This is a genomic window from Cellulomonas xylanilytica, from assembly GCF_007989805.1.
GTDB lineage: Bacteria > Actinomycetota > Actinomycetes > Actinomycetales > Cellulomonadaceae > Cellulomonas > Cellulomonas xylanilytica.
The window spans coordinates 33,439-54,772 of sequence record NZ_BJUB01000001.1; the positions used below are offsets into that span (position 1 = coordinate 33,439).

The 21,334-nt window shown below is 72.8% G+C and carries 20 protein-coding genes; 15 read left to right on the plus strand and 5 right to left on the minus strand.

The window, feature by feature from the left end:
- The first annotated feature begins 48 nt into the window (after nucleotides 1–48).
- Nucleotides 49–1,371 carry a helix-turn-helix domain-containing protein gene (locus CXY01_RS00140; protein ID WP_146925056.1) on the plus strand — a complete coding sequence of 441 codons (1,323 nt, stop codon included), beginning with the start codon at nucleotides 49–51 and terminating at the stop codon, nucleotides 1,369–1,371.
- A gap of 196 nt (nucleotides 1,372–1,567) precedes the next feature.
- Here the strand turns inward: CXY01_RS00140 and rpsT are convergent, their stop codons facing one another.
- Complete coding sequence (rpsT, locus tag CXY01_RS00145) at nucleotides 1,568–1,828, minus strand: 30S ribosomal protein S20 (RefSeq protein ID WP_055913307.1); 261 nt, start codon at nucleotides 1,826–1,828, stop codon at nucleotides 1,568–1,570.
- A 207-nt stretch (nucleotides 1,829–2,035) separates the two neighbouring features.
- On the minus strand, nucleotides 2,036–2,557 hold the full coding sequence (locus CXY01_RS00150) for a type II toxin-antitoxin system PemK/MazF family toxin (RefSeq protein ID WP_246124865.1): 522 nt from the start codon (nucleotides 2,555–2,557) through the stop codon (nucleotides 2,036–2,038).
- A 111-nt stretch (nucleotides 2,558–2,668) separates the two neighbouring features.
- Between CXY01_RS00150 and CXY01_RS00155 the strand changes: the two genes are divergently transcribed.
- From CXY01_RS00155 to CXY01_RS00165, 3 genes are read left to right on the plus strand one after another with little or no spacing between them, the layout of a single operon-like run.
- Nucleotides 2,669–4,261: a circularly permuted type 2 ATP-grasp protein gene (locus tag CXY01_RS00155; RefSeq protein ID WP_146925057.1), complete on the plus strand. Its 1,593-nt coding sequence runs from the start codon at nucleotides 2,669–2,671 to the stop codon at nucleotides 4,259–4,261.
- A complete protein-coding gene (locus CXY01_RS00160; protein ID WP_146925058.1) occupies nucleotides 4,255–5,184 on the plus strand; it encodes an alpha-E domain-containing protein in 930 nt (309 codons plus the stop codon). Before CXY01_RS00155 ends, CXY01_RS00160 begins: the two co-directional genes overlap by 7 nt.
- A gap of 49 nt (nucleotides 5,185–5,233) precedes the next feature.
- Nucleotides 5,234–6,073, plus strand: a complete 840-nt coding sequence (locus tag CXY01_RS00165) for a transglutaminase family protein (protein ID WP_146925059.1) — start codon at nucleotides 5,234–5,236, stop codon at nucleotides 6,071–6,073.
- Nucleotides 6,074–6,076: 3 nt separating this feature from the next.
- On the opposite strand, the gene CXY01_RS00170 is transcribed toward CXY01_RS00165, so the two are convergent.
- Entirely contained in the window at nucleotides 6,077–6,775 is a 699-nt protein-coding gene (locus tag CXY01_RS00170) for a maleylpyruvate isomerase family mycothiol-dependent enzyme (protein ID WP_146925060.1), read from the minus strand.
- Nucleotides 6,776–6,886: 111 nt separating this feature from the next.
- Between CXY01_RS00170 and lepA the strand changes: the two genes are divergently transcribed.
- On the plus strand, nucleotides 6,887–8,767 hold the full coding sequence (gene lepA / locus CXY01_RS00175; protein WP_146925061.1) for a translation elongation factor 4: 1,881 nt from the start codon (nucleotides 6,887–6,889) through the stop codon (nucleotides 8,765–8,767).
- A gap of 5 nt (nucleotides 8,768–8,772) precedes the next feature.
- Nucleotides 8,773–9,996, plus strand: coding sequence for a radical SAM family heme chaperone HemW (gene hemW / locus CXY01_RS00180; RefSeq protein WP_146925062.1), 1,224 nt, complete (start codon nucleotides 8,773–8,775; stop codon nucleotides 9,994–9,996).
- Nucleotides 9,997–10,027: 31 nt separating this feature from the next.
- On the opposite strand, the gene CXY01_RS00185 is transcribed toward hemW, so the two are convergent.
- Entirely contained in the window at nucleotides 10,028–10,408 is a 381-nt protein-coding gene (locus CXY01_RS00185; RefSeq protein WP_146925063.1) for a DUF4870 domain-containing protein, read from the minus strand.
- 178 nt (nucleotides 10,409–10,586) lie between these two features.
- Here CXY01_RS00185 and CXY01_RS00190 point away from each other — a divergent pair, with 178 nt between their 5' ends.
- On the plus strand, nucleotides 10,587–11,711 hold the full coding sequence (locus CXY01_RS00190) for a hypothetical protein (protein ID WP_146925064.1): 1,125 nt from the start codon (nucleotides 10,587–10,589) through the stop codon (nucleotides 11,709–11,711).
- A gap of 48 nt (nucleotides 11,712–11,759) precedes the next feature.
- Here CXY01_RS00190 and CXY01_RS00195 read toward each other — a convergent pair whose 3' ends face one another.
- Nucleotides 11,760–12,617, minus strand: a complete 858-nt coding sequence (locus CXY01_RS00195) for a DUF3097 domain-containing protein (protein ID WP_146925065.1) — start codon at nucleotides 12,615–12,617, stop codon at nucleotides 11,760–11,762.
- Nucleotides 12,618–12,751: 134 nt separating this feature from the next.
- On the opposite strand from CXY01_RS00195, the gene hrcA reads away from it, so the two are divergent.
- The 8 genes from hrcA (at nucleotide 12,752) to CXY01_RS00235 (ending at nucleotide 21,221) form a co-directional block, all read left to right on the plus strand.
- Nucleotides 12,752–13,774 (plus strand): heat-inducible transcriptional repressor HrcA, encoded by a 1,023-nt coding sequence (gene hrcA / locus CXY01_RS00200; protein ID WP_146925066.1) that lies wholly within the window; start codon nucleotides 12,752–12,754, stop codon nucleotides 13,772–13,774.
- A gap of 97 nt (nucleotides 13,775–13,871) precedes the next feature.
- The gene (gene dnaJ, locus CXY01_RS00205; RefSeq protein WP_146925067.1) at nucleotides 13,872–14,999 is read left to right on the plus strand and encodes a molecular chaperone DnaJ; all 1,128 of its coding nucleotides are present in this window, start codon (nucleotides 13,872–13,874) and stop codon (nucleotides 14,997–14,999) included.
- A 22-nt stretch (nucleotides 15,000–15,021) separates the two neighbouring features.
- Entirely contained in the window at nucleotides 15,022–15,780 is a 759-nt protein-coding gene (locus tag CXY01_RS00210; protein ID WP_146925068.1) for a 16S rRNA (uracil(1498)-N(3))-methyltransferase, read from the plus strand.
- Between the two features lie 148 nt (nucleotides 15,781–15,928).
- Nucleotides 15,929–16,927 (plus strand): PhoH family protein, encoded by a 999-nt coding sequence (locus CXY01_RS00215; RefSeq protein ID WP_146925069.1) that lies wholly within the window; start codon nucleotides 15,929–15,931, stop codon nucleotides 16,925–16,927.
- A 7-nt stretch (nucleotides 16,928–16,934) separates the two neighbouring features.
- Entirely contained in the window at nucleotides 16,935–17,387 is a 453-nt protein-coding gene (gene ybeY, locus CXY01_RS00220) for an rRNA maturation RNase YbeY (RefSeq protein ID WP_146925070.1), read from the plus strand.
- Nucleotides 17,384–18,718 carry a hemolysin family protein gene (locus tag CXY01_RS00225; RefSeq protein WP_146925071.1) on the plus strand — a complete coding sequence of 445 codons (1,335 nt, stop codon included), beginning with the start codon at nucleotides 17,384–17,386 and terminating at the stop codon, nucleotides 18,716–18,718. The genes ybeY and CXY01_RS00225 overlap by 4 nt, the downstream gene beginning before the upstream one ends.
- Entirely contained in the window at nucleotides 18,715–19,629 is a 915-nt protein-coding gene (gene era / locus CXY01_RS00230; RefSeq protein ID WP_146925072.1) for a GTPase Era, read from the plus strand. The genes CXY01_RS00225 and era overlap by 4 nt, the downstream gene beginning before the upstream one ends.
- A 35-nt stretch (nucleotides 19,630–19,664) precedes the next feature.
- Nucleotides 19,665–21,221 carry an alpha/beta hydrolase family protein gene (locus CXY01_RS00235; RefSeq protein WP_307724375.1) on the plus strand — a complete coding sequence of 519 codons (1,557 nt, stop codon included), beginning with the start codon at nucleotides 19,665–19,667 and terminating at the stop codon, nucleotides 21,219–21,221.
- The last annotated feature ends 113 nt before the right edge of the window (nucleotides 21,222–21,334 follow it).

A 21,334-nucleotide genomic window follows, 5' to 3' on the forward strand; every position in this document is an offset into this window, starting at 1 on the left:
GCTGGGGGGTGGTGCATCGGGGGGACGTCACACATACAATGACTGACCATGACCACGATTGCTGACCGGGTGCGTGACGCCCGGCTCGCTGCTGGGTTGTCCCAGACCTCGCTCGCGGGCTCCGCGTTCTCACCCAGCTACATCTCCCTGATCGAGGCGGGTCATCGTGAACCGACCGACTCCGCGCTCGCCGTGCTGGCTACACGCCTCGGCACGACCCTCGAGTACCTGAAGCACGGCGAGGACGGTCCGAACGAGGCGCGCACGCGTCTCGAGATCGACTACGCCAAGCTCGACATGACGCAGGGCGACGCCGTCGGTGCGCGACGCAGGCTCGAGGCGCTGGACCTCGAGATCGTCTCGCCGGCCGTCCGCGTCGACGCGCTGACCACGCTGGCCCACTCGTTCGAGGTCCTGGGCGACCTCGAGGGTGCCGTCGCGATCCTCGAGCCGCTGCTGGCGGACTCGCGGGGCCGCGCGCACCACGTCGAGTCGGCCAAGCTGGCCAACGCGCTGGTGGCGTCGTACCTCGAGGCCGGTGACCTGCACCGCAGCGTCGAGGTGGGCGAGCGCACGCTCGACGAGCTCGAGGCGGCGGACCTGGCAGGGACCGACGAGCATCTCCGACTGGCGTCCACAGTGCTGTGGGCCTACGTCGAGCGCGGGGACCTCCTCTACGCGACGCACCGCGCGGCCGAGCTCGTGCGGCTCGCGGAGTCGCTGGGCAGCCCGCGTGGTCGTGGCAGCGTCTACTGGAACGCGGCGCTCGTGGCCGAGCAGCGGCGCGACTACGAGCTGGCGCAGCGGTACACGGAGCGGGCCCTCGGGCTGCTGTCCGAGGGCGAGGCCGACCGTGACCTGCCTCGTCTGCGGCTCAACTACGCGTGGCTGCTGCTGCGGTCGGACCCCGTGGACCCGCGGGGTGCGCTGGACCAGATCGAGCGTGCGACGCCCGGGCTCTCCGTCCTGGGCTCGGAGCTCGACCTGTCGCGTGTCGACGTCGAGAGCTCGCGGGCGTACCTGCTGCTCGGTGACGTCGACGCCGCGGAGCGGTTCGCGAACGCCGCGCTCGAGCGGCTGGGCGACCCGCCGCGTCTCGAGACCGCCTTCGCGCAGCTGTCCCGTGGCGACGCGCTGCACGCGCGTGGCGACGTCGTCGGTGCGGCACGGGCGTACGAGTCGGCCGCGGACCTGCTCGGCATGATGTCCGCGTCCCGGCAGTCGGCGTCCGCATGGCGCGACCTCGGTGACCGGTACGCCATGCACGGTGACAGTGCCGCTGCGGCGCAGGCGTACGACCGAGCGTTGCGCGAGGCAGGCTTCCGTCCCACGATCCCGCTCAGCTCCTGGGAGACCTGGTCGCTGATCTGATCGAGGTCGGAGAACAGCGAAGGCGTCACCCCGCAGGGGGGGTGACGCCTTCACTGTGTCTCCAGCCCAGCGTCTCTAGCCCGGCGGGTCATGCCGGGGGAGAACAGCAGAAGGCGTCACCCGCACGGGGTGACGCCTTCGCTGCTGCTGTCCCGCTGGCGGTCACGGCGAGGCCGTGACCGTGCTCAGCGGTCGATCAGAGTGCGCCGACCGACTTCGCCAGCGCCGACTTCTTGTTGGCGGCCTGGTTCTCGTGGATGACACCCTTCGAGACGGCCTTGTCGAGCTTGCGCGACGCCTCGACGAGGGCCGTCGAAGCGGCCTCCTTGTCGCCACCGGCGACGGCCTCGCGGACGCGACGGATGTGCGTCTTGAGCTCGGACTTCACCGCCTTGTTGCGCAGGCGCGCCTTCTCGTTGGTCGTGATGCGCTTGATCTGGGACTTGATGTTGGCCACGTGTGGACTCTCTTGTGCGTTCGCCGAAGCGATCTGACAGGTCTAGAGGGCGCGCACAGCTCCGGGACTAGGGCGTGGGGATACCCGCGGAGAGGAGCTGGGCTTGTGCCCGCCGACCCGGGCGGACACGCGAATGACCATGTTAGCAGGCCAGAGGCACCGGGCAGAACGGCGTGACTGGTCTCACCTGGCCGGCCTCCCGCAGGCTCACCAGCCCTGCGCGCGACGCAGGCCGGCGGCGACCTCGTCGAACAGGGCTCGGTCGACGATCGCGCCCTCGCGGCGGACCGCGGACGGCCGGAGCCGGAGCACGCGGTCCAGGCGGACCTCGCTCGGTCGTCGTCGGGAGTCCCACGCGCCCGTGCCGATGTCCATCCACACCCGGCCCCGCCGCGCCTCCAGGGCGGTGTCGCGCGAGTGGTCCTTGCTGGTGAGCATCAGCCCGAGGAGGTCGTCGGCGTCACGGCCGATGAGCAGGACCGGCCGGTCCTTGCCCTGGCTCGGGTCGTCCTCGAACGGGACCCACGCCCAGACGATCTCGCCGGGGTCCGCGTCGCCGTCCAGCGCGGGGGAGTACTGCAGCCGGACGGTGCCGCGGTGGTCAGGCAGCGTGGTCGGGGCGGCAGGTCCGGTGGTCCGAGGGGCGGGTCCGCGGGAGGGGCCGGTCAGCCGGGCGACACCGTCGCGGAGCGCTCGTCGTACCCGGGTCCAGCGCGCGCTCGTCGTCACGCGCCGACCGTACCGGGCTGCGCGCGCACGCATGAGGCCCGTGCGGTACGGGACCCGCCGGGGCGGGCCCACGTAACGCGGCGTTATCACCGGACGGATACTGTCCGGATCATGGCCGACCTGTTCGACGACTACCCGACCGGACCGGCGTGGGACGAGATGATCGATCCCGACGGTGGCGGCTCCCGCGCGGCGTACGCCGGTCTGCACCGCGCGCTGGCGCAGCTGAGCGCCGGTGAGCTCCGCGCGCGGGCCGAGACGCTGGCCCGGTCCTACCTCGCACAGGGCGTGACGTTCGACTTCGCCGGCGAGGAGCGCCCGTTCCCGCTCGACGTGGTGCCGCGCGTGCTCGCGGGCGACGAGTGGGAGCACGTGGCGCCCGGCGTGGCGCAGCGGGTCCGGGCGCTCGAGGCGTTCCTGGCCGACGTCTACGGCCCGCAGCGGGCGATCGCCGACGGGGTGATCCCACGCGGTGTCGTCGTCTCGTCGACCAACTTCCTGCGTGCGGCGCGCGGCATCAACCCGCCGAACGGCGTCCGCGTGCACGTGTCGGGCATCGACCTCGTCCGGGACAGCCTGGGTGGCTGGCGGGTGCTCGAGGACAACGTCCGGGTACCCAGTGGCGTCAGCTACGTGCTGTCGAACCGCCGGGCGATGGCGCAGACGTTCCCGGAGCTCTTCGCGGCCCTGCGCATCCGGCCGGTCGCCGACTACCCGCGGCGCCTGCTCGCCGCGCTGACCGCCGCTGCTCCCTCGGGGGTCGACGAGCCGACGGTGGTCGTGCTGACACCGGGCGTGTTCAACAGCGCCTACTACGAGCACTCGCTGCTGGCCCGGACGATGGGGGTCGAGCTGGTGGAGGGGCGCGACCTGTTCTGCTCCGGCGGGCGGGTGTGGATGCGTACGACGCAGGGCCGGCGCCGGGTCGACGTCATCTACCGGCGCGTCGACGACGACTTCCTCGACCCCGTCGTGTTCCGCAACGACTCCTACCTGGGCAGCCCCGGGCTCATGACGTGCGCGCGCAACGGCACCGTGACGATCGCGAACGCGGTGGGCAACGGGGTGGCCGACGACAAGCTCGTCTACACCTACGTGCCCGACCTCATCCGCTACTACCTGAGCGAGCAGCCGATCCTGCGCAACGTCGACACCTGGCGGCTGGAGGAGCCCGACGCGCTCGAGGAGGTGCTGGACCGCCTGGACGAGCTCGTCGTCAAGCCCGTCGACGGCTCGGGCGGCAAGGGTCTGGTCGTCGGCCCGAAGGCCTCCGCCGCCGAGCTGGCGACGCTCAAGGTGCGGCTCCGGGAGGACCCGCGCGGGTGGATCGCGCAGCCGGTGGTGCAGCTGTCCACCGTGCCGACGCTCGTCGAGGACGGCCTTCGTCCGCGGCACACCGACCTGCGGCCGTTCGCCGTGAACGACGGGGAGTCGGTGTTCGTGCTCCCGGGCGGGCTCACGCGGGTGGCGCTGCCCGAGGGCGAGCTCGTCGTCAACTCCTCGCAGGGCGGCGGGTCCAAGGACACCTGGGTGCTCGGCGGCGCCGTCCCGCGCCGCGCGGTGCGGCACCAGTCGGACCTCCCGCAGGCCGTCGCCCAGGACGCCGCGGTCCCCATCGACTCCAACCCCAACGACGTGCGCGCCCAGGTGATGCAGCAGCAGCAGGGCCGCACGACGACCACCGACGGAGGTGTCACGTGCTGAGCCGGATCGCCGAGTCGCTGTTCTGGATCGGTCGCTACGTGGAGCGGGCGGACGACACGGCCCGCCTGCTCGACGTGCACGTGCAGATCCTGCTGGAGGACCCGTGGGCCGAGGAGGACCTGGCCTGCCGGTCGCTGCTGTCCGTGATGGACCGCGCGGCGCCACCCGCGCACGTCGAGGTCGGGCGCGAGTTCGTGCTGGACATGCTCGCGTACGAGCGGTTCGCCCCGTCGTCGATCGCCGGGTCGCTGGTCTCGGCGCGCGAGAACGCTCGCCGTGCCCGGGAGATCATCTCCACCGAGCTGTGGGAGTGCCTCAACGCCACCTGGAACCAGCTGCCCTCGCACATGCGGCCTGCACGTCCGCACGACTACTTCACCTGGGTGCGGGAACGCGCGGCCATCGTGGCCGGGATCATGGACTCCGCGACGTCGCGCGACGACACGTGGAACTTCATGGTGCTCGGCCGGTCGATCGAGCGTGCGGACATGACTGCCCGGCTGCTGACCACGCGGGCGCTCGCCGGCTCGGCCGGCCCGAGCTGGACCACGCTGCTGCGGTCGTGCGGCGCCCACGAGGCCTTCCTGCGCATGTACCGCGGGGCCGCGTCCGACGAGCGGGCCGCCGGCTTCCTGCTGACCGACCGGCTCTTCCCCCGGTCCATCGTGTTCGCGCTCAACCAGGCAGAGGCGTGCCTGTCGAACCTCGAGGGCACCTCGGACCGGGCGGCCGTCGACGACGCGCGGCGGCACATCGGGTACGTGCGCACCAACCTCGAGTACCGCCCGCTGATCGAGGTCCTCGACGCGCTGCCCAAGGAGATGGAGCGGGTGCAGCGCGCCTGCTCGGCAGCCTCGGACGCGATCCGCGGCCGGTACTTCCCGAGCGCGTCGTCGACGAACTGGGTGGGGGAGGCACTGTGAGCGAGCCGGAGGGCGGGGTCGCCCGCAGGCTCACGAACGAGGAGGCACTGTGAGCAGGCTGCGGGTCGTGCACACGTCGACGTTCCGGTACGCGAACGCGGTCGTGGCGTCGTACAACGAGGCGCGGATGACGCCGTTGTCGCAGCAGGGGCAGACGGTGCTGGAGACGAGGATCGACGTCCAGCCGCACACCGGCTGGCACGAGTACCGCGACTACTGGGGGACGGCCGTCTCGGCGTTCGAGGTGCTGACCCCGCACGAGTCGATGGTCGTCACGGCCGAGCACCTGGTCGAGGTGGCCGAGCGCCCGCCGCTGCGGTCCCCGGCGTCGTGGGACACGCTGCGGGGCGCGGAGCTGCGCGACCGGCTGGCGGAGTTCCTGTCCGACACGCCGACGACCGCGCCGCCGCCCGACGTCGCCGAGCTGGCGCAGCGGGTGGCGGGAGACCTCGAGCCCGCGGACGCCGCGCTCGCGGTCGCCGCCGCGCTGCGCGACCGGATGGAGTACATCCCGGGTGTCACCACGGTGCACACGCCGGCCGGCGAGGCGTGGACGGCCGGGGCGGGGGTGTGCCAGGACATCGCGCACCTGGTCGCGGGCGGGCTGCGTGCCGTCGGGATCCCGGCGCGGTACGTCTCGGGCTACCTCCACCCGGACTCCGCGGCGCCCGTGGGCACGACCGTGGTCGGGGACTCGCACGCCTGGGTCGAGTGGTGGGTGGGCGAGTGGGTCGCGTACGACGTGACCAACCGGGTCGTGGCAGGCGACCACCACGTGGTCCTGGCTCGCGGCCGGTCCTACGACGACGTCCCGCCTCTGCGGGGGATCTACGCCGGCGCGGGCACGCAGGCCGCGGAGGTCCAGGTGCAGATCACGCGCGAGGCCTGAGCGTCAGGGGGTCAGCCGGCGGTCCAGCGCGTCGTCGAGCACCGCGGTGGGTCCGTCGACCGTGAGGCGCGGGTCGGCGGACGTGGTCCGGCCCCACAGGAGCAGGGCGAGGGTCTCGGCCGGGCCGGTCACCGTGACGTCCGGCTGCCCGGTTCCCCCGAGCAGCCACGTCCGGTCGGCGTCGGCCGCCACCAGCCCGACCGGAGCGGGGAGCGCCTCCATGCGGCCCATCCGCTCCTGCCGCGGCTGCATGACGGTCACCACCTCGTCGACGGTGTCGGACCAGAGCGCAGGGTCGACGGTGAGCGGCAGCCCGCCGGCCGTCCGCAGGTCCCAGAGGTGCACGAGCGTCTCGTGGGTCTGGCGGCGGTGCCAGAACGACGCCGGGCCGTTCTCGACGAGGGTCCACGCGACGGCGTCCGGCCCGAGCGCGGTGAGCGTGTCGTGCAGCTCCGCCGCACAGGTGGCGTAGAGGTCCTCGAGCACGAACGGGCCGCGACCCAGCGGCGTCTCCTGCTTCCGCCGGGCCTGCGCAGCCGCCCAGTGGTGGATGCGCGCCAGGTGCACGACGAGGTCCTTGACCCGCCAGCGACCGCACCACGGCACGCGCGTGGCGGGGTCGACGAGCGGGATCGTCGCGAGGAACTGGCCCTGGAGCTCACCGAGCGTGTCCAGGGAGGTGAGACCCGAGCCCGTCGTCATGGGACCATGGTGGGACCGACCGCCGACAGCCACCAGGCTGGCCGCGGTCACCGTCCGTCGGGAAGGCGCCACCGCGTGCGCCGCCCGACTCCAGCGCCAGGAGCAGTCCGCTTGTCCCCGATCCCGAGTGCAGCCGCGTCGTCGCGCATCCACCCCGCGGCCACGGCACCCGAGCTGCTGCGCAACTTCTGCATCATCGCGCACATCGACCACGGCAAGTCGACGCTCGCCGACCGCATGCTCCAGCTCACCGGGGTCGTCGACTCCCGGGCGATGCGGGCCCAGTACCTCGACCGGATGGACATCGAGCGCGAGCGCGGCATCACCATCAAGTCGCAGGCCGTGCGGATGCCGTGGGGCGTCGGTGACGACGCCTTCGCCCTGAACATGATCGACACCCCCGGGCACGTCGACTTCACGTACGAGGTGTCCCGCTCGCTCGCCGCGTGCGAGGGCGCCGTGCTGCTGGTCGACGCCGCGCAGGGCATCGAGGCCCAGACGCTGGCCAACCTGTACCTGGCGCTCGAGAACGACCTGACGATCATCCCGGTGCTGAACAAGATCGACCTGCCTGCCGCGCAGCCCGAGAAGTACGCGGAGGAGCTGGCCAAGCTCATCGGCGGGGAGCCCGAGGACTGCCTGCGCGTGTCCGGCAAGACGGGCGCGGGCGTCGAGGCGCTGCTGGACCGGATCGTGGAGCTCGTCCCGCCGCCCACCGGCGACGCGGACGCCCCGGCGCGCGCGATGATCTTCGACTCCGTCTACGACACCTACCGCGGCGTCGTCACCTACGTCCGGGTGGTCGACGGCAGCCTCAACCCGCGCGAGAAGATCGTCATGATGTCGACCCGCGCGACGCACGAGCTGCTCGAGATCGGCGTCATCTCCCCGGAGCCCGTGCCGACCAAGGGGCTGGGCGTCGGCGAGGTCGGGTACCTGATCACGGGCGTGAAGGACGTGCGTCAGTCGAAGGTCGGCGACACCGTCACCAACGCGAGCAAGCCGGCGGCCTCCGCGCTGGGCGGGTACTCCGACCCCAAGCCGATGGTGTTCTCGGGCCTGTACCCGATCGACGGCACGGACTACCCGATCCTGCGCGACGCCCTGGACAAGCTGAAGCTCAACGACGCGGCGCTCAACTACGAGCCGGAGACGTCCGTCGCCCTGGGCTTCGGGTTCCGCGTCGGCTTCCTCGGACTGCTCCACCTCGAGATCATCCGCGAGCGGCTGGAGCGTGAGTTCGACCTCGCGCTGATCTCGACCGCGCCGAACGTCGTCTACGAGGTCACGCTCGAGGACAAGAGCGTGGTCACCGTGACGAACCCCAGCGAGTTCCCGACAGGAAAGATCGGCGAGGTCCGCGAGCCCGTCGTCAAGGCGACGATCCTGGCGCCGAGCGAGTTCATCGGCGCCATCATGGAGCTGTCCCAGACCAAGCGCGGCGAGCTGCAGGGCATGGACTACCTGTCCGAGGACCGGGTCGAGCTGCGCTACCTGCTGCCGATGGCCGAGATCGTCTTCGACTTCTTCGACCAGCTCAAGTCCAAGACGCGTGGGTACGCGAGCCTCGACTACGAGCGCATCGGCGACCAGGTGGCGGACCTGGTGAAGGTCGACATCCTGCTGCAGGGCGAGACGGTCGACGCGTTCAGCGCCATCGTGCACAAGGACAAGGCGTACGCGTACGGCGTGATGATGACCGCCAAGCTCAAGGACCTCATCCCGCGCCAGCAGTTCGAGGTGCCCATCCAGGCGGCCATCGGCGCCCGGGTCATCGCGCGCGAGACCATCCGGGCGATCCGCAAGGACGTCCTGGCCAAGTGCTACGGCGGCGACATCACCCGCAAGCGCAAGCTCCTGGAGAAGCAGAAGGAGGGCAAGAAGCGCATGAAGACGATCGGTCGGGTCGACGTGCCGCAGGAGGCCTTCATCGCCGCGCTCTCCAGCGAGCCCGCCGGGTCGGCCGGCGGCAAGGACGCGAAGAAGAAGTGAGCTGAGTGTCTCCGGCGCTGCCTGACGGCGATGCCGCACCCGACGACGGTCGCCTGCCGGCCTCGGCGCTCGAGGGTGCCGACGAGCGGGCGTTCGCCGTCTACCTGCACGTCCCCTTCTGCACGGTGCGCTGCGGGTACTGCGACTTCAACACCTACACGGCCACGGAGCTGGGCGGGGGCGCGAGCCAGGGCGCCTATGCCGACACGGCGCTGAAGGAGATCGCGCTCGCGGCTGCCGTGATGTCGGACCTGCCGCCGCGGCCCGTCAGCACGGTGTTCGTCGGTGGCGGGACCCCGACCGTGCTGTCGGTCCCGGACCTGTCCCGCATGCTCGGCGGCGTCCGGGACACCTGGGGGTTCGCCGACGACGTCGAGGTCACCACGGAGGCGAACCCCGACTCGGTCACGCCGGAGTCGCTGGCCGCGCTGGCGGACGCCGGGTTCACGCGGGTCTCCTTCGGCATGCAGTCCGCGGTGCCGCACGTGCTGGCCACCCTCGACCGCACCCACGACCCGCGTCGCATCCCGGACGTCGTCCGGTGGGCCCGGGAGGCCGGGCTGGCCGTGTCGCTCGACCTCATCTACGGCACGCCGGGGGAGTCGCTGGACGACTGGCGCACGAGCGTCGAGACGGCGCTCGCGACCGGTGTCGACCACGTGTCCGCGTACGCGCTCGTGGTCGAGGCGGGCACGCGCATGGCCGTACAGGTGCGCCGCGGCGAGCTCGAGCTGCCCGACGGCGACGACCAGGCCGCGAAGTACGAGCTGGCCGACGACCTCTTCGAGGCGGCGGGGCTGCGCTGGTACGAGGTGAGCAACTGGGCCCGGACGCCCGCCGACGCGTGCCGGCACAACCTCAGCTACTGGCGGGGCGACGACTGGTGGGGCGTCGGTCCGGGTGCGCACAGCCACGTCGGCGGCGTCCGCTGGTGGAACGTCAAGCACCCGCGCGCGTACGCCGACCGGCTGGACCGTGGGCTGAGCCCCGCCGCCGGCCGGGAGACGGTCACGGGGGACGGTGCCCTGCTCGAGCGTCTGATGCTCGGCGTGCGGCTCGCCGGCGGCCTCCCGCTCGGCGACCTGCCGAGGGACGCCCGCCGGTCGGTCGCCGGGCTCGTCGCGGACGGGCTCGTGGACGGTCGCGCTGCGGTCGGTGACGGGCGGGTCGTGCTGACCCGTCGCGGCCGGCTGCTGGCGGATGCCGTGGTGCGGACCCTCGTCGACTGACGCCCCGCGGGACGTCAGCCGGGCGGTGCCGTCAGCGCACCAGCTCCAGGCTGAACGGGTAGCGGTACGAGCCGCCGCGCTGCACGGCCACGGCCGCCAGGACGCTCAGGACCAGGCTGATGAGGCTCACGGCGATGAAACCGAGCCAGCCGACGAAGCCGATGACCGGGATCGAGCGGACGATGGCGCAGACGATGAGCGCGATCAGCACGGTGAGCTGGAAGTTGAGCGCGACCCGGGCCTCCTCGGCGGCGACGTTCCGCTTCTCGCGGTTCACCAGCCAGATGACCAGCGCGGCCACCCAGCCGGCGTAGAAGTACGCCAGGATGCCGCCCAGGTGCGCGAGCATGCCCAGGGTCCGGACCTGGTCCGCACTGCTCGGCGGGGGGCTCTGCGGGTGCTCGTACGACATCGTGGCTGCTCCTCGTCCGGGGCCGTCGACCTGACGGCACGCGCAGCCTACCGACCACGACGGCACCCCGCCGGACGCGTCGACATGCCGGGAACGTCCGCGTTCCTTGACACGTGACCGCCGCCCCCGGTTCGCTGCTCGGTGGGCGACGATCGCCCTGTGACCAGGGAGGCCACACATGAGCGAGAACCCCGGCGGAACCCCGCCGCGCGACGACGACCCCGCGAAGGCGGCGGAGCCGGTCGAGCCGGTCACCCGAGGAGGCGGCCCCGACGGCGGCTCGATCGAGCCGCCGACCACGCCGGACCCCGTGGTCCCGCCCGCACCCGACGCACCGCCCGTCCCGCCCGCGCCCGCAGCCCCCACGGGCCCGCCCGCGCCCCCGGCCCCGCCGGCCCCGTCGTACGGTCAGCCTCCGGCCGGGCCGCCGCCCGCCCCGGCGTACGGGCAGCCGCCCGCCGGCTCGTCGCCGTACGGTCAGCCCGCCCCAGGCGGCTACCCGCCGCCCCCGCCGCCGGGCTACGGCCAGGGTCCCGGCGGCTACCCGCCCGCGGGCGGGTACGGCCAGGCACCTCCCGGTGCGTACCCGCCGCCTGCGGGCGGCTACGGTGCGCCGGTCCAGGCGTCGCCCATCGGCGAGGCGTACTCGTACGGCTGGAAGAAGTTCACGCAGTCCGGAGGCCTGTTCATCGGCGCGGCGCTCGTGTGGTTCATCGTGGCGGTCGTCGTGTTCTTCGTCGTCGCGGCGATCTTCGGCGGGTTCGGCGCGCTGCTGGACCCCGACGGCGACGGCGTCAGCAACGGCATCGGGTTCGGGCTGTCGTTCGGCTTCATCGTCGTCTCGGCCGCGTTCGCCATCGTCAGCTACCTCATCCAGGCGGCGTTCATCCGCGCCGCGCTGACGGTCACCGAGGGCAGGCAGCTGCAGTTCGGCGACTTCTTCAAGTTCGTCGACGCGGGGCCGATCATCCTCACGGCACTGCTGCTGGCCGCCATCGGCGTCGTGCTGAACCTCATCCCGTTCTTCGGCGGGATCGTCACGATCGCCGTGAACTTCCTCCTGTTCTTCACGTTCTGGTTCGTGATCGACAAGCACCTGAGCCCGATCGACGCGCTGAAGGCGAGCTACCAGCTGGTCACGACGAACCTGTCGACGACGCTGCTCTTCTACCTGCTGTCCATCGCGATCATCTTCGTCGGCGCGATCCTGTGCGGCATCGGCCTGCTCGTCGCCGTGCCGGTCGTCCTGCTGGCGTCCGCGTTCCTGTTCAAGCGGCTGCTGGGCGACCCGATCGCCGCCTGAACCGTCATCCGATCGGTGCCCGGTCGCCCGGTGGGCGGCCGGGCACCGTCATGCGGTGACGAAGTCGATGAGCTCCTCGACCCGCCCCAGGAGGCGCGGCTCGAGGTCGGCGTAGCTGCGCACCGAGCGCAGGATCCGCTGCCACGCACGGGCGACGTCCGCCTGGTCGTCGGCGGGCCAGCCGAGCTCGCGCAGGATGCCGCGCTTCCACTCGGTGCCGCGCTCGATGACCGGCCACGCGTCGAGCCCGACGCGCTCGGGGCGCACGGCCTGCCACACGTCGACGTACGGGTGCCCGAGCACCAGGACCGAGCCGGCCGGTGTCCCGCGGACCGCCTCGGCGGCGATCCGGCTCTCCTTCGAGCCGGTCACGAGGTGGTCGACCAGCACGCCGACGCGTCGCCCGGGGCCGGGTCCGAAGTCGCGCAGGGCGTCCTGCAGGTTGTCGACACCGTCGAGGAGCTCCACGACGACCCCCTCGAGGCGCAGGTCGTCGCCCCACACCTTCTCCACCAGCTCGGCGTCGTGCTTGCCCTCGACCCAGATCCGGCTGCCGCGGGCCACCCGGGCGCGGGCGTCGTGCACCGCGACCGACCCGGACGCCGTGCGCGTCGGACGGGCGGGCGCCGGTGCGCGGACCGGCGCGGTCAGCGCCACGGGCTCCCCGTCGAGCCAGAACCCCCGGCCGAGCGGGAAGGTGCGCGTCCGGCCGTGCCGGTCCTCGAGCACCACGACGTGCTGACCGCCGGACTTCTCCACCCGGACGACCGCCCCGACCCAGCCGGTGGTGATCTCCTCGACGACGAGCCCGGTCTCGGCGGGCTGCGGGCGGCTGGTGCGGGTGGGCCGGTGGTGCGCCGAGGCGGTACCCCCGAGCACGTCGGAGCCGTAGCGGTCGTCGTTCACCCGGGCAGCCTAGGGGCGCGGCGGTACGTCGTCCCGGTGCCGCCCCGTGCGTGTCGGGTCCGCGGCGTAGCATTGGCACTCGCGTACGGGGAGTGCTACCCGCGCGACGGCCCGGCGACGACGGAGGAGGCGACATGAGCGAGGACCGACGGCTGGACGTGCTGCGGGCGATCGTGGAGGACTACGTCGCCACCAAGGAGCCCGTGGGGTCGCGTGCGCTCGTCGAGCGGCACGCCCTGGGCGTCTCGCCCGCGACCATCCGCAACGACATGGCGGCGCTCGAGGAGGGCGGCTACATCGCACAGCCGCACACCTCCGCGGGGCGGGTGCCGACGGACAAGGGCTACCGGCTGTTCGTCGACCAGCTCTCGACCGTCAAGCCCCTGTCGAGCCCGGAGCGGCGTGCCATCGGCACCTTCCTGGAGACCGCGCAGGACCTCGACGACGTCGTGGACCGCGCGGTGCGGCTCATCGCCCAGCTGACCCAGCAGGTCGCGGTCGTGCAGTACCCGTCGCTGCGGCGCTCGGCGCTGCGGCACGTGGAGCTCGTGCCGGTGGGCACGCGGCACCTGCTCGTCGTGCTCATCACGGACACCGGGCGCGTCGAGCAGCGGACCCTCGAGCTCGTCGCCGACCTCGACGAGTCCGTGGTCGCGCGCCTGCGCACCCGGCTCAACGTGAGTGCCGCCGGTCGTCGCCTCTCGGAGCTGCCCGTCGCGCTGGGCGAGCTGGCGGAGGGGTTCGCGCCGGCCGACCAGCACCTGGTCAACGCGGTGGTCGCCGTGGTCGAGGAGACGCTGGCGCAGGAGAGCGAGGAGCGGGTGGTGCTCGCGGGCACCGCCAACCTCGCCCGCGTCGGCAGCACCGACGTGCGCTCGATCGGTCCCGTCCTGGAGGCGCTGGAGGAGCAGGTCGTGCTCCTGCGCCTGTTCTCCGAGATGGCCGAGGACCACGCGGCCGTGGCCGTGCGGATCGGCCGCGAGACGCAGCACGACGGGCTCGTCGAGACGAGCTTCGTGACCACCGGGTACGGGGACGAGGGCGGCGGGTCCGTCGCGCGCATCGGCTCCATCGGCCCGCTGCGCATGGACTACCCCGGGACGATGTCCGCGGTGCGTGCGGTCGCGCGCTACCTGACGCGCATCCTCGCCCAATGACACGCCCGACGGCACGGCTGACCACACGGCCGGCAGCACGGCACAGCACCCTCACCGCAGCACACGTACCCACCGCTGGAAGCGAGCAGAACCTCCCGTGACCGACTACTACGAGATCCTCGGCGTGCCGCGCGACGCGAGCCCGGAGCAGATCAAGAAGGCCTACCGCAAGCTCGCGCGCGAGCACCACCCCGACGTGGCGGGGACGGAGGCCGGCTCGGACGACCGGTTCAAGGACGTGTCGCGCGCGTACGACGTGCTCGGCAACCCCGAGAAGCGCCGCGCGTACGACCTGGGCGGCGACCCGTCGTCCCCGGGTGGCGGCATGGGTGGCGGGTTCGGCTTCCAGGACATCTTCGAGACGTTCTTCGGCGCCGCGACCGGTGCCGCCGCCCAGCGCGGACCGATCCCGCGCGCCCGTCGCGGGCAGGACGCCCTCGTGCGGCTCGACCTCGACCTCGCGGACGTCACGTTCGGGGTGCACAAGGACGTCCCGGTGGACACCGCGGTCGTCTGCCCGACGTGCAGCGGCTCGTGCTGCCGGCCGGGCACGTCGCCGCGCACCTGCGAGGTCTGCGGCGGGCGCGGCTCGGTCCAGCGCGTCGCGCGGTCGTTCCTCGGCCAGGTCATGACGACGCAGCCGTGCGCCGCGTGCCACGGGTTCGGCACGGTCATCCCCGAGCCGTGCACCGAGTGCTCCGGCGAGGGCCGCGTGCGGTCGCGCCGCACCCTCAGCGTGGACGTGCCGGCGGGCGTCGACACCGGCACCCGGATCAAGCTCACCGGCCAGGGCGAGGTCGGCCCCGCAGGCGGCCCGGCGGGCGACGTCTACCTCGAGGTGCGCGAGCGCAAGCACGACACGTTCGTGCGCCGTGGCGACGACCTGCACGCCACGCTGGAGGTGCCGATGACGGCGGCCGCCCTGGGCACGGTGCTCATGCTCGACACGCTCGACGGTCCGCGCGAGGTCGACCTGCGGCCCGGCACACAGCCGTCCCAGGTGGTCTCGCTCAAGGGCCTCGGCGTCGGTCACCTGCACGCCGCCGGGCGCGGCGACCTGCACGTCCACGTCGAGGTGCACGTCCCGACGGCGATGGACGACGAGCAGGCCGAGCTGCTGCGCAGGCTGGCCTCGCTGCGCGGCGAGGAGCGCCCGGAGGCGCGGCTGTCCGCGTCCAGCTCGGGCGTGTTCTCGAAGCTGCGCGACAAGCTCTCGGGCCGCTGAGCGTGGCGTCCTCGACCGTGTCATGAGCGCGCCCGTCTTCCTCGCCGAGCCCGGCACCCTCGACGGCGTCACGGACGGCGCCACGTACCTCCTGGACGGCACCGAGGGCCGGCACGCGGGCGTGGTGCAGCGCCGCGGTCCCGGCGAGCGGGTCGACGTCGTCGACGGCGTGGGCGTGCGCCTGCTCGGGGTGGTCGGTGCGGTGACGCCCGAGGGCGTGCTCGTGCACGTGCAGCAGCGGGTCGTCGAGCCGGCTCCCGCGGTTGCGCTCGTCCTCGTGCAGGCGCTCGCGAAGGGCGACCGGGACGAGCTGGCGATCGAGGCCGCCACCGAGGTGGGCGTCGACGTGGTGGTGCCGTGGCAGGCGGAGCGGTCGATCGTCGTGTGGCGCGGCGAGCGGGCGGCCAAGAGCCGGGCCCGCTGGCTGGGGACCGTGCGGGCGGCGGCCAAGCAGTCGCGGCGCGCGCGGGTGCCCGAGGTCGAGGTCGCGCTCGACGGCCGCGCGCTGGTCGAGCGCGTCCGGGCGGTCGTGGCCGCCGGCGGTGCCGTCCTCGTGCTGCACGAGGAGGCGAGCGAGCCGCTGGCCTTGACCGCGCTGCCAGAGGCGGGGGAGTGCCTCGTCGTCGTCGGGCCCGAAGGGGGCATCGGCGAGGTCGAGCTGAGCCGCCTCGTGGAGGCAGGCGCCCGTGCCGTGCGGCTCGGCCCGCACGTGCTGCGGACGTCGACCGCGGGGCCCGTCGCCCTCGCGATGCTGGCCGAGCGGCTGGGCCGCTGGGCGTGACCGGCCCGTCGAGGGGAATGCTGTGGGCGGTGCCTCGTAGACTGTGGACGCACGCCGCGAGACCCGCACCGCCTTCTGCACCGAGCTCGGTGCGGACGTCCGCACCGCCAGCACTTGAGCAAAGGAGCGCACGGCGCACGCCGAGCACATGACCGAGTCACCTTCCGCCGCTCGCTCCTCCGCCGCACCCGCGCGCGTCGAGCACCGGATCAGCGTCCCCTCCGAGGTCTCCATGGTCGAGCTGCTCGGTCTCCGGGACGAGGTCCTGCGGACCATCGAGCAGGGCTTCACCGGCGTCGACATCCACGTCCGCGGCAACGAGGTCACCCTGGCCGGTCCCGTCGGTGACGTGGCCCTCGTCTCGCGCCTCGTCGACGAGCTGGTCGAGATGGCAGCCGGCGGCACGCCGCTGACGGCCGAGGTGGTGACGCGGTCGGTCGCCATGCTGACCGCCGCATCGAGCGCCCGCCCGGCCGACGTCCTGTCCTTCAACATCCTCACGGGCCGTGGCCGGACCATCCGTGCCAAGACGTCGGGGCAGAAGGACTACGTCGACGCGATCGACCGGCACACCGTGACGTTCGGCATCGGGCCCGCGGGCACCGGCAAGACGTACCTCGCGATGGCCAAGGCCGTGCAGGCGCTGCAGGACCGCAAGGTGCACCGGATCGTGCTCACGCGGCCGGCCGTGGAGGCGGGGGAGCGGCTCGGGTTCCTGCCCGGCAACCTCTCCGACAAGATCGACCCGTACCTGCGCCCGCTGTACGACGCGCTGCACGACATGGTGGACGCCGAGTCGATCCCGCGGCTGATGGAGGCGGGGACCATCGAGGTGGCACCGCTGGCCTACATGCGCGGCCGCACGCTCAACGACGCGTTCATCATCCTCGACGAGGCGCAGAACACGTCCGTGGAGCAGATGAAGATGTTCCTCACGCGCCTCGGGTTCGGCTCGAAGGTCGTCGTCACCGGTGACATCACGCAGGTGGACCTGCCGTCGTCGCAGACGTCCGGGCTGCGCGTGGTCGAGCAGATCCTGCAGGGGGTCGACGACGTCGCCTTCTGCCGCCTGACGTCCTCGGACGTGGTCCGGCACCGCCTGGTCAGCGAGATCATCGACGCGTACGCGCGCTGGGACAGGAGCTGAGGCGGCCGTGAGCGTCGAGGTCAACAACGAGTCCGGGTACGACGTCGACGAGGCGGAGTTCGCGGCGCTCGCGCGCTACGTGCTGGACGAGATGCACGTGCACCCGCAGACGGACCTGTCGGTCCTGCTCGTGGGGACCGACGTGATGACGGACCTGCACGTCAAGTGGATGGACGAGCCCGGGCCGACCGACGTGCTGTCCTTCCCGATGGACGAGCTGCGCCCGGGGCGCGAGGGGGACGTGACGCCTGCCGGGCTGCTCGGCGACGTCGTGCTGTGCCCCGAGGTGGCCGCGCAGCAGGCGCGCACGGCGGGGCATTCGACGGCCGAGGAGCTCCTGCTCCTGACCACGCACGGGATCCTGCACCTGCTCGGGTACGACCACGCCGAGCCGGAGGAGGAGAAGGAGATGTTCGCCCTCCAGCGTCGGCTGCTGCTGACGTTCCTGGCGTCCCGATGACCGACGTCCCCGTCGCGCTGCTGGTCCTCGTCGCGGCGCTGGGCATCGTCGCGGCCGCTGCGCTGTCCGCGGGCGAGGTCGCGGTCGTCCGGATCTCCCGGTCGGCGGTCTCCGAGCTGCTCGCCGACGGGCACCCCGCGGCGAACCGCGTCCGTGCGCTCACCGAGCACCCGGCGCGCGTCGCGTCGGCGGCGGCGTTCCTGCGGCTGCTGGCGGAGATGACGGCGACGGTGTGCATCACTCTCGTGGTCTCCTCGGCGGACCTCGCGTGGTGGGCGGTGCTCCTCGTGGCGGTCGCGATCTGCGGCCTCGTGGCGTTCCTCCTGGTGCGGGCGAGCCCGCGCACGCTCGGCCGTCGGCACCCCGTCGCGGTGGTGACCCGGCTCTCGCGCGTGCTCGTGGCCGTGACGGCGCTCGCGGGCCGGCTGGGCGCCGCGGGTCGGCCCGGTGCCGGGTCCGCCGCCGAGGACGAGGACGAGCTGCGGGACATGGTGCAGCGCGTCAGCGAGTCGGACGTCATCGAGGACGAGGAGCGGGAGATGTTCCGATCCGTCCTCGAGCTGGGCGACACGCTCACCCGCGAGGTCATGGTCCCGCGCACCGACATGGTGACCGCGTCGGAGGACACGCCGCTGCGCAAGGCGCTCGCGCTGCTGCTGCGCTCCGGGTTCTCCCGGGTCCCGCTGGTCGGCGACTCCGTGGACGACCTGCGCGGCGTGCTCTACCTCAAGGACGTGGTCGCCCGGCTGCCCATCGCGCCGGCCGGCCGGTCCGACCGCCAGCAGCAGGAGGCGATGCTCGACGCGCCGGCCTCGTCGCTCGCGCGGCCCGCCGTGTTCGTCCCGGAGTCGAAGCCCGTCGACGAGCTGCTGCGCGAGCTGCAGAGCGGCTCGTCGCACATGGCCATGGTGGTCGACGAGTACGGCGGCATCGCGGGCCTGGTGACCATCGAGGACGCCCTCGAGGAGATCGTCGGAGAGCTGACGGACGAGCACGACCCGACCGCGCCCGTCGTCGAGGAGCTGGACCCCGGGGTCTTCCGGGTCCCGGCGCGACTCGGCCGTGACGAGCTCGGCGAGCTGTTCGACCTCGAGGTGGACGACGAGGACGTCGACACCGCCGGGGGTCTGCTGGCCAAGGCTCTGGGCAAGGTCCCGCTCCCGGGCTCCGCCGGCGACATCCACGGCCTGCACCTCGTCGCCGACCGGGTCGAGGGCCGGCGGCGTCGGCTGGCCACGGTGCTGGTCAGCCTCGTGGACGACACGGACCGACCGACGGACACCGCTACCCCGGGCCGCGCCCCGACCGACAACCACGGAGCCACCCGATGACCTTCCACTCCGGATTCGCCTGCTTCGTCGGGCGGCCCAACGCCGGCAAGTCGACGCTGACCAACGCGCTCGTCGGCCAGAAGGTCGCCATCACCTCCGGGCGCCCGCAGACCACCCGGCACACCGTCCGCGGGATCGTGCACCGGGCCGACGCCCAGCTGATCCTCGTCGACACCCCGGGTCTGCACCGCCCGCGGACGCTGCTCGGGGAACGGCTGAACGCCCTGGTCAAGGACACGCTCACCGAGGTCGACGTGGTCGGCTTCTGCCTGCCCGCCGACCAGCGGGTGGGTCCCGGTGACCGCTTCATCGCCGAGCAGATGACCGAGCTCGCCCGGGACGGGCGCGGTACACCGGTGGTCGCGGTGGTGACCAAGGCCGACCTCGTCGGCAAGGGCAAGCTGGCCGAGCACCTCATGGCCGTGCAGGCGCTGGGGGAGTGGGCGGACATCGTGCCCGTCTCGGCGACCTCCGGGTACAACGTCGACGTGCTGGAGAACGTGCTGATCGGGCACCTGCCCGAGGGCACGCCCCTGTACGCCGAGGGAGAGCTGACCGACGAGCCCGAGGCCGTCATGGTCGCGGAGCTGGTGCGGGAGGCCGCACTCGAAGGGGTCCGCGACGAGCTCCCGCACTCGCTCGCGGTCGTCGTCGACGAGATCGTGGCCCGCGACGAACCGGCCGCCAACGGCGTGCCCATGCTCGACGTGCGCGTGCACCTCTTCGTCGAGCGCGACAGCCAGAAGGCCATCATCATCGGCAAGGGCGGCGCACGGCTGCGTGACGTCGGCAGCCAGGCGCGCCGCGGGATCGAGGCCCTGCTCGGCGCCCGCGTCTACCTGGACCTGCACGTGAAGGTGGCCAAGGACTGGCAGCGCGACCCGAAGCAGCTCGGGAAGCTGGGCTTCTGAGCATGCTGAGGTCGGGCGGGCGCGCGGTGTCACGCGTGAGCACGGACGTGGACAGGCACGTGGGCCGGTCGTACCGGGTCGCGGCCAGCACGGCCCTCGGCGTCGTGATCCTGGCGGTCCTCGGCGCGGTCATGGGACCGCAGTGGGACCCGGTCCCGCTGGCCGACCCGCTGGTGGTGGAGACGTCCTCGACAGCGATCGGCTCCGCCGCACCGGTCGGGACGTACGAGGTCCGGACCTCCGTGGTGACGGTGCAGCTCGACGGCGCGACCGTCGACGCCCGGATCAGCGAGCCGGTCGGGCTCGACGAGCCCGCACGCGGCGTCGTGTTCGTGCACGGCGCGGGCACGGGGCGCTTCGACACGGCGTTCCTGGAGCAGGCGCACGCGCTCGCGGCGTCCGGGATCGTGGCGATGGTCCCCAACAAGCGGCTCGACACGTACACCACCCGGCACCGTGACTACGTGCTCATGGCGGCGGACTACGCCGCCTCCGTCGCGGTGCTCCAGGCGTACCCGGGCGTCGACCCCGACCGGGTGGGCATCTACGCCGAGAGCGAGGGCGGCTGGATCGCGCCGGTCATGGCCGCGCAGGACCCGTCGATCGCGTTCGTCGTCCTGGTCTCCTCCCCGGTGGTGCCTCCGCGCGAGCAGGCCGCGTTCGCGGTGGACTCCTACCTGCGCAACACGGGCGTGCCGCACGGGGTCTTCCGGGCGATCCCGCGGGCCGTCGGCATGTCGTTGCCCGGCGGAGGCTTCGAGTACGCGGACTTCGACGTCACGCCGTACCAGCGGCAGATGGAGCAGCCGGTCCTCGTGGTCTACGGGACCGGTGACGCCTCGATGCCCACAATCCAGGGTGCCGAGCAGGTGCTGCGGGACACCGCCGTCGCGGGCAACGGCGACGTGACCGTCCGCTACTACGAGGGGGCCAACCACGGCATCCGCGTGGGCGGCGAGGTGGACCCCGTGTTCCTGCGGGACCTGTCCGGCTGGGTGCGGGGACTGCCGGCCACGGGCGACTCGGCACCGCGCGTCGCGGGTGCCCAGCCTGTGCAGACGTACGTCGCGGCGCCGGTGCCGGAGCCGCGGTGGTTCGGTGACGGCGACGTCGTGCTCGCGCTCGCGATCGGCGCCGTGGCGCTGATCCTCCTGGGCCCGCTCGCGGTCCTGCTCGCGCGCGGCGTGGAGGAGGCCACGGACCGGGTGCGCCGCCAGCGGGGTGCGACGGTGACCGTCCCCGGCCCGCGGTTCGCCCGCGGGGTGCTGCCGCGGCTCGTCGCCCTGGGCGTCGGAGCCATCCTCACGGTCGCCGGGCTCGTCTGGTACATCGTGGCCGTCGCGCGCCTGGCGCTCGACTACCAGCGCAACGACGTGGTCGTGCAGGGCGGCTGGGTCCTGGTGCGGATCCTCGGCATCGCGGTGGTCGTGGTCGGTGTGCTGCTGCTGCGCCGCTGCCGTCGGGTCCGCCTCGCCGGTGGCGTCCCCGCGCCGGGGATCGTGCGGACCGCGGTGCTGTGGTCGGGCGTCATAGGCTCCGTCCTGCTGCTCGTCATCCTCGCGTACTGGGGTGTCTTCCAGCTCGGGATCTGACGACGGACGGCCCCACCAGCGGGTCGCGTTGTGTACGAAGCGCTCACGTACGGCACGATGTGCGCCGATGATCTGAACGGGTCTGTCAGGACCGTTCCCAGGACAAGGGGGTC

Excerpts from the sequence above, each read along its gene's own strand:
- CXY01_RS00140 (WP_146925056.1), top strand. The coding sequence starts at position 49 with ATGACCACGATTGCTGACCGGGTGCGTGACGCCCGGCTCGCTGCTGGG.
- CXY01_RS00155 (WP_146925057.1), top strand. The coding sequence starts at position 2,669 with ATGGCCGACCTGTTCGACGACTACCCGACCGGACCGGCGTGGGACGAG.
- CXY01_RS00170 (WP_146925060.1), bottom strand. The coding sequence starts at position 6,775 with ATGACGACGGGCTCGGGTCTCACCTCCCTGGACACGCTCGGTGAGCTC.
- CXY01_RS00185 (WP_146925063.1), bottom strand. The coding sequence starts at position 10,408 with ATGTCGTACGAGCACCCGCAGAGCCCCCCGCCGAGCAGTGCGGACCAG.
- CXY01_RS00190 (WP_146925064.1), top strand. The coding sequence starts at position 10,587 with ATGAGCGAGAACCCCGGCGGAACCCCGCCGCGCGACGACGACCCCGCG.
- hrcA (WP_146925066.1), top strand. The coding sequence starts at position 12,752 with ATGAGCGAGGACCGACGGCTGGACGTGCTGCGGGCGATCGTGGAGGAC.
- CXY01_RS00210 (WP_146925068.1), top strand. The coding sequence starts at position 15,022 with ATGAGCGCGCCCGTCTTCCTCGCCGAGCCCGGCACCCTCGACGGCGTC.
- CXY01_RS00215 (WP_146925069.1), top strand. The coding sequence starts at position 15,929 with ATGACCGAGTCACCTTCCGCCGCTCGCTCCTCCGCCGCACCCGCGCGC.
- CXY01_RS00225 (WP_146925071.1), top strand. The coding sequence starts at position 17,384 with ATGACCGACGTCCCCGTCGCGCTGCTGGTCCTCGTCGCGGCGCTGGGC.
- era (WP_146925072.1), top strand. The coding sequence starts at position 18,715 with ATGACCTTCCACTCCGGATTCGCCTGCTTCGTCGGGCGGCCCAACGCC.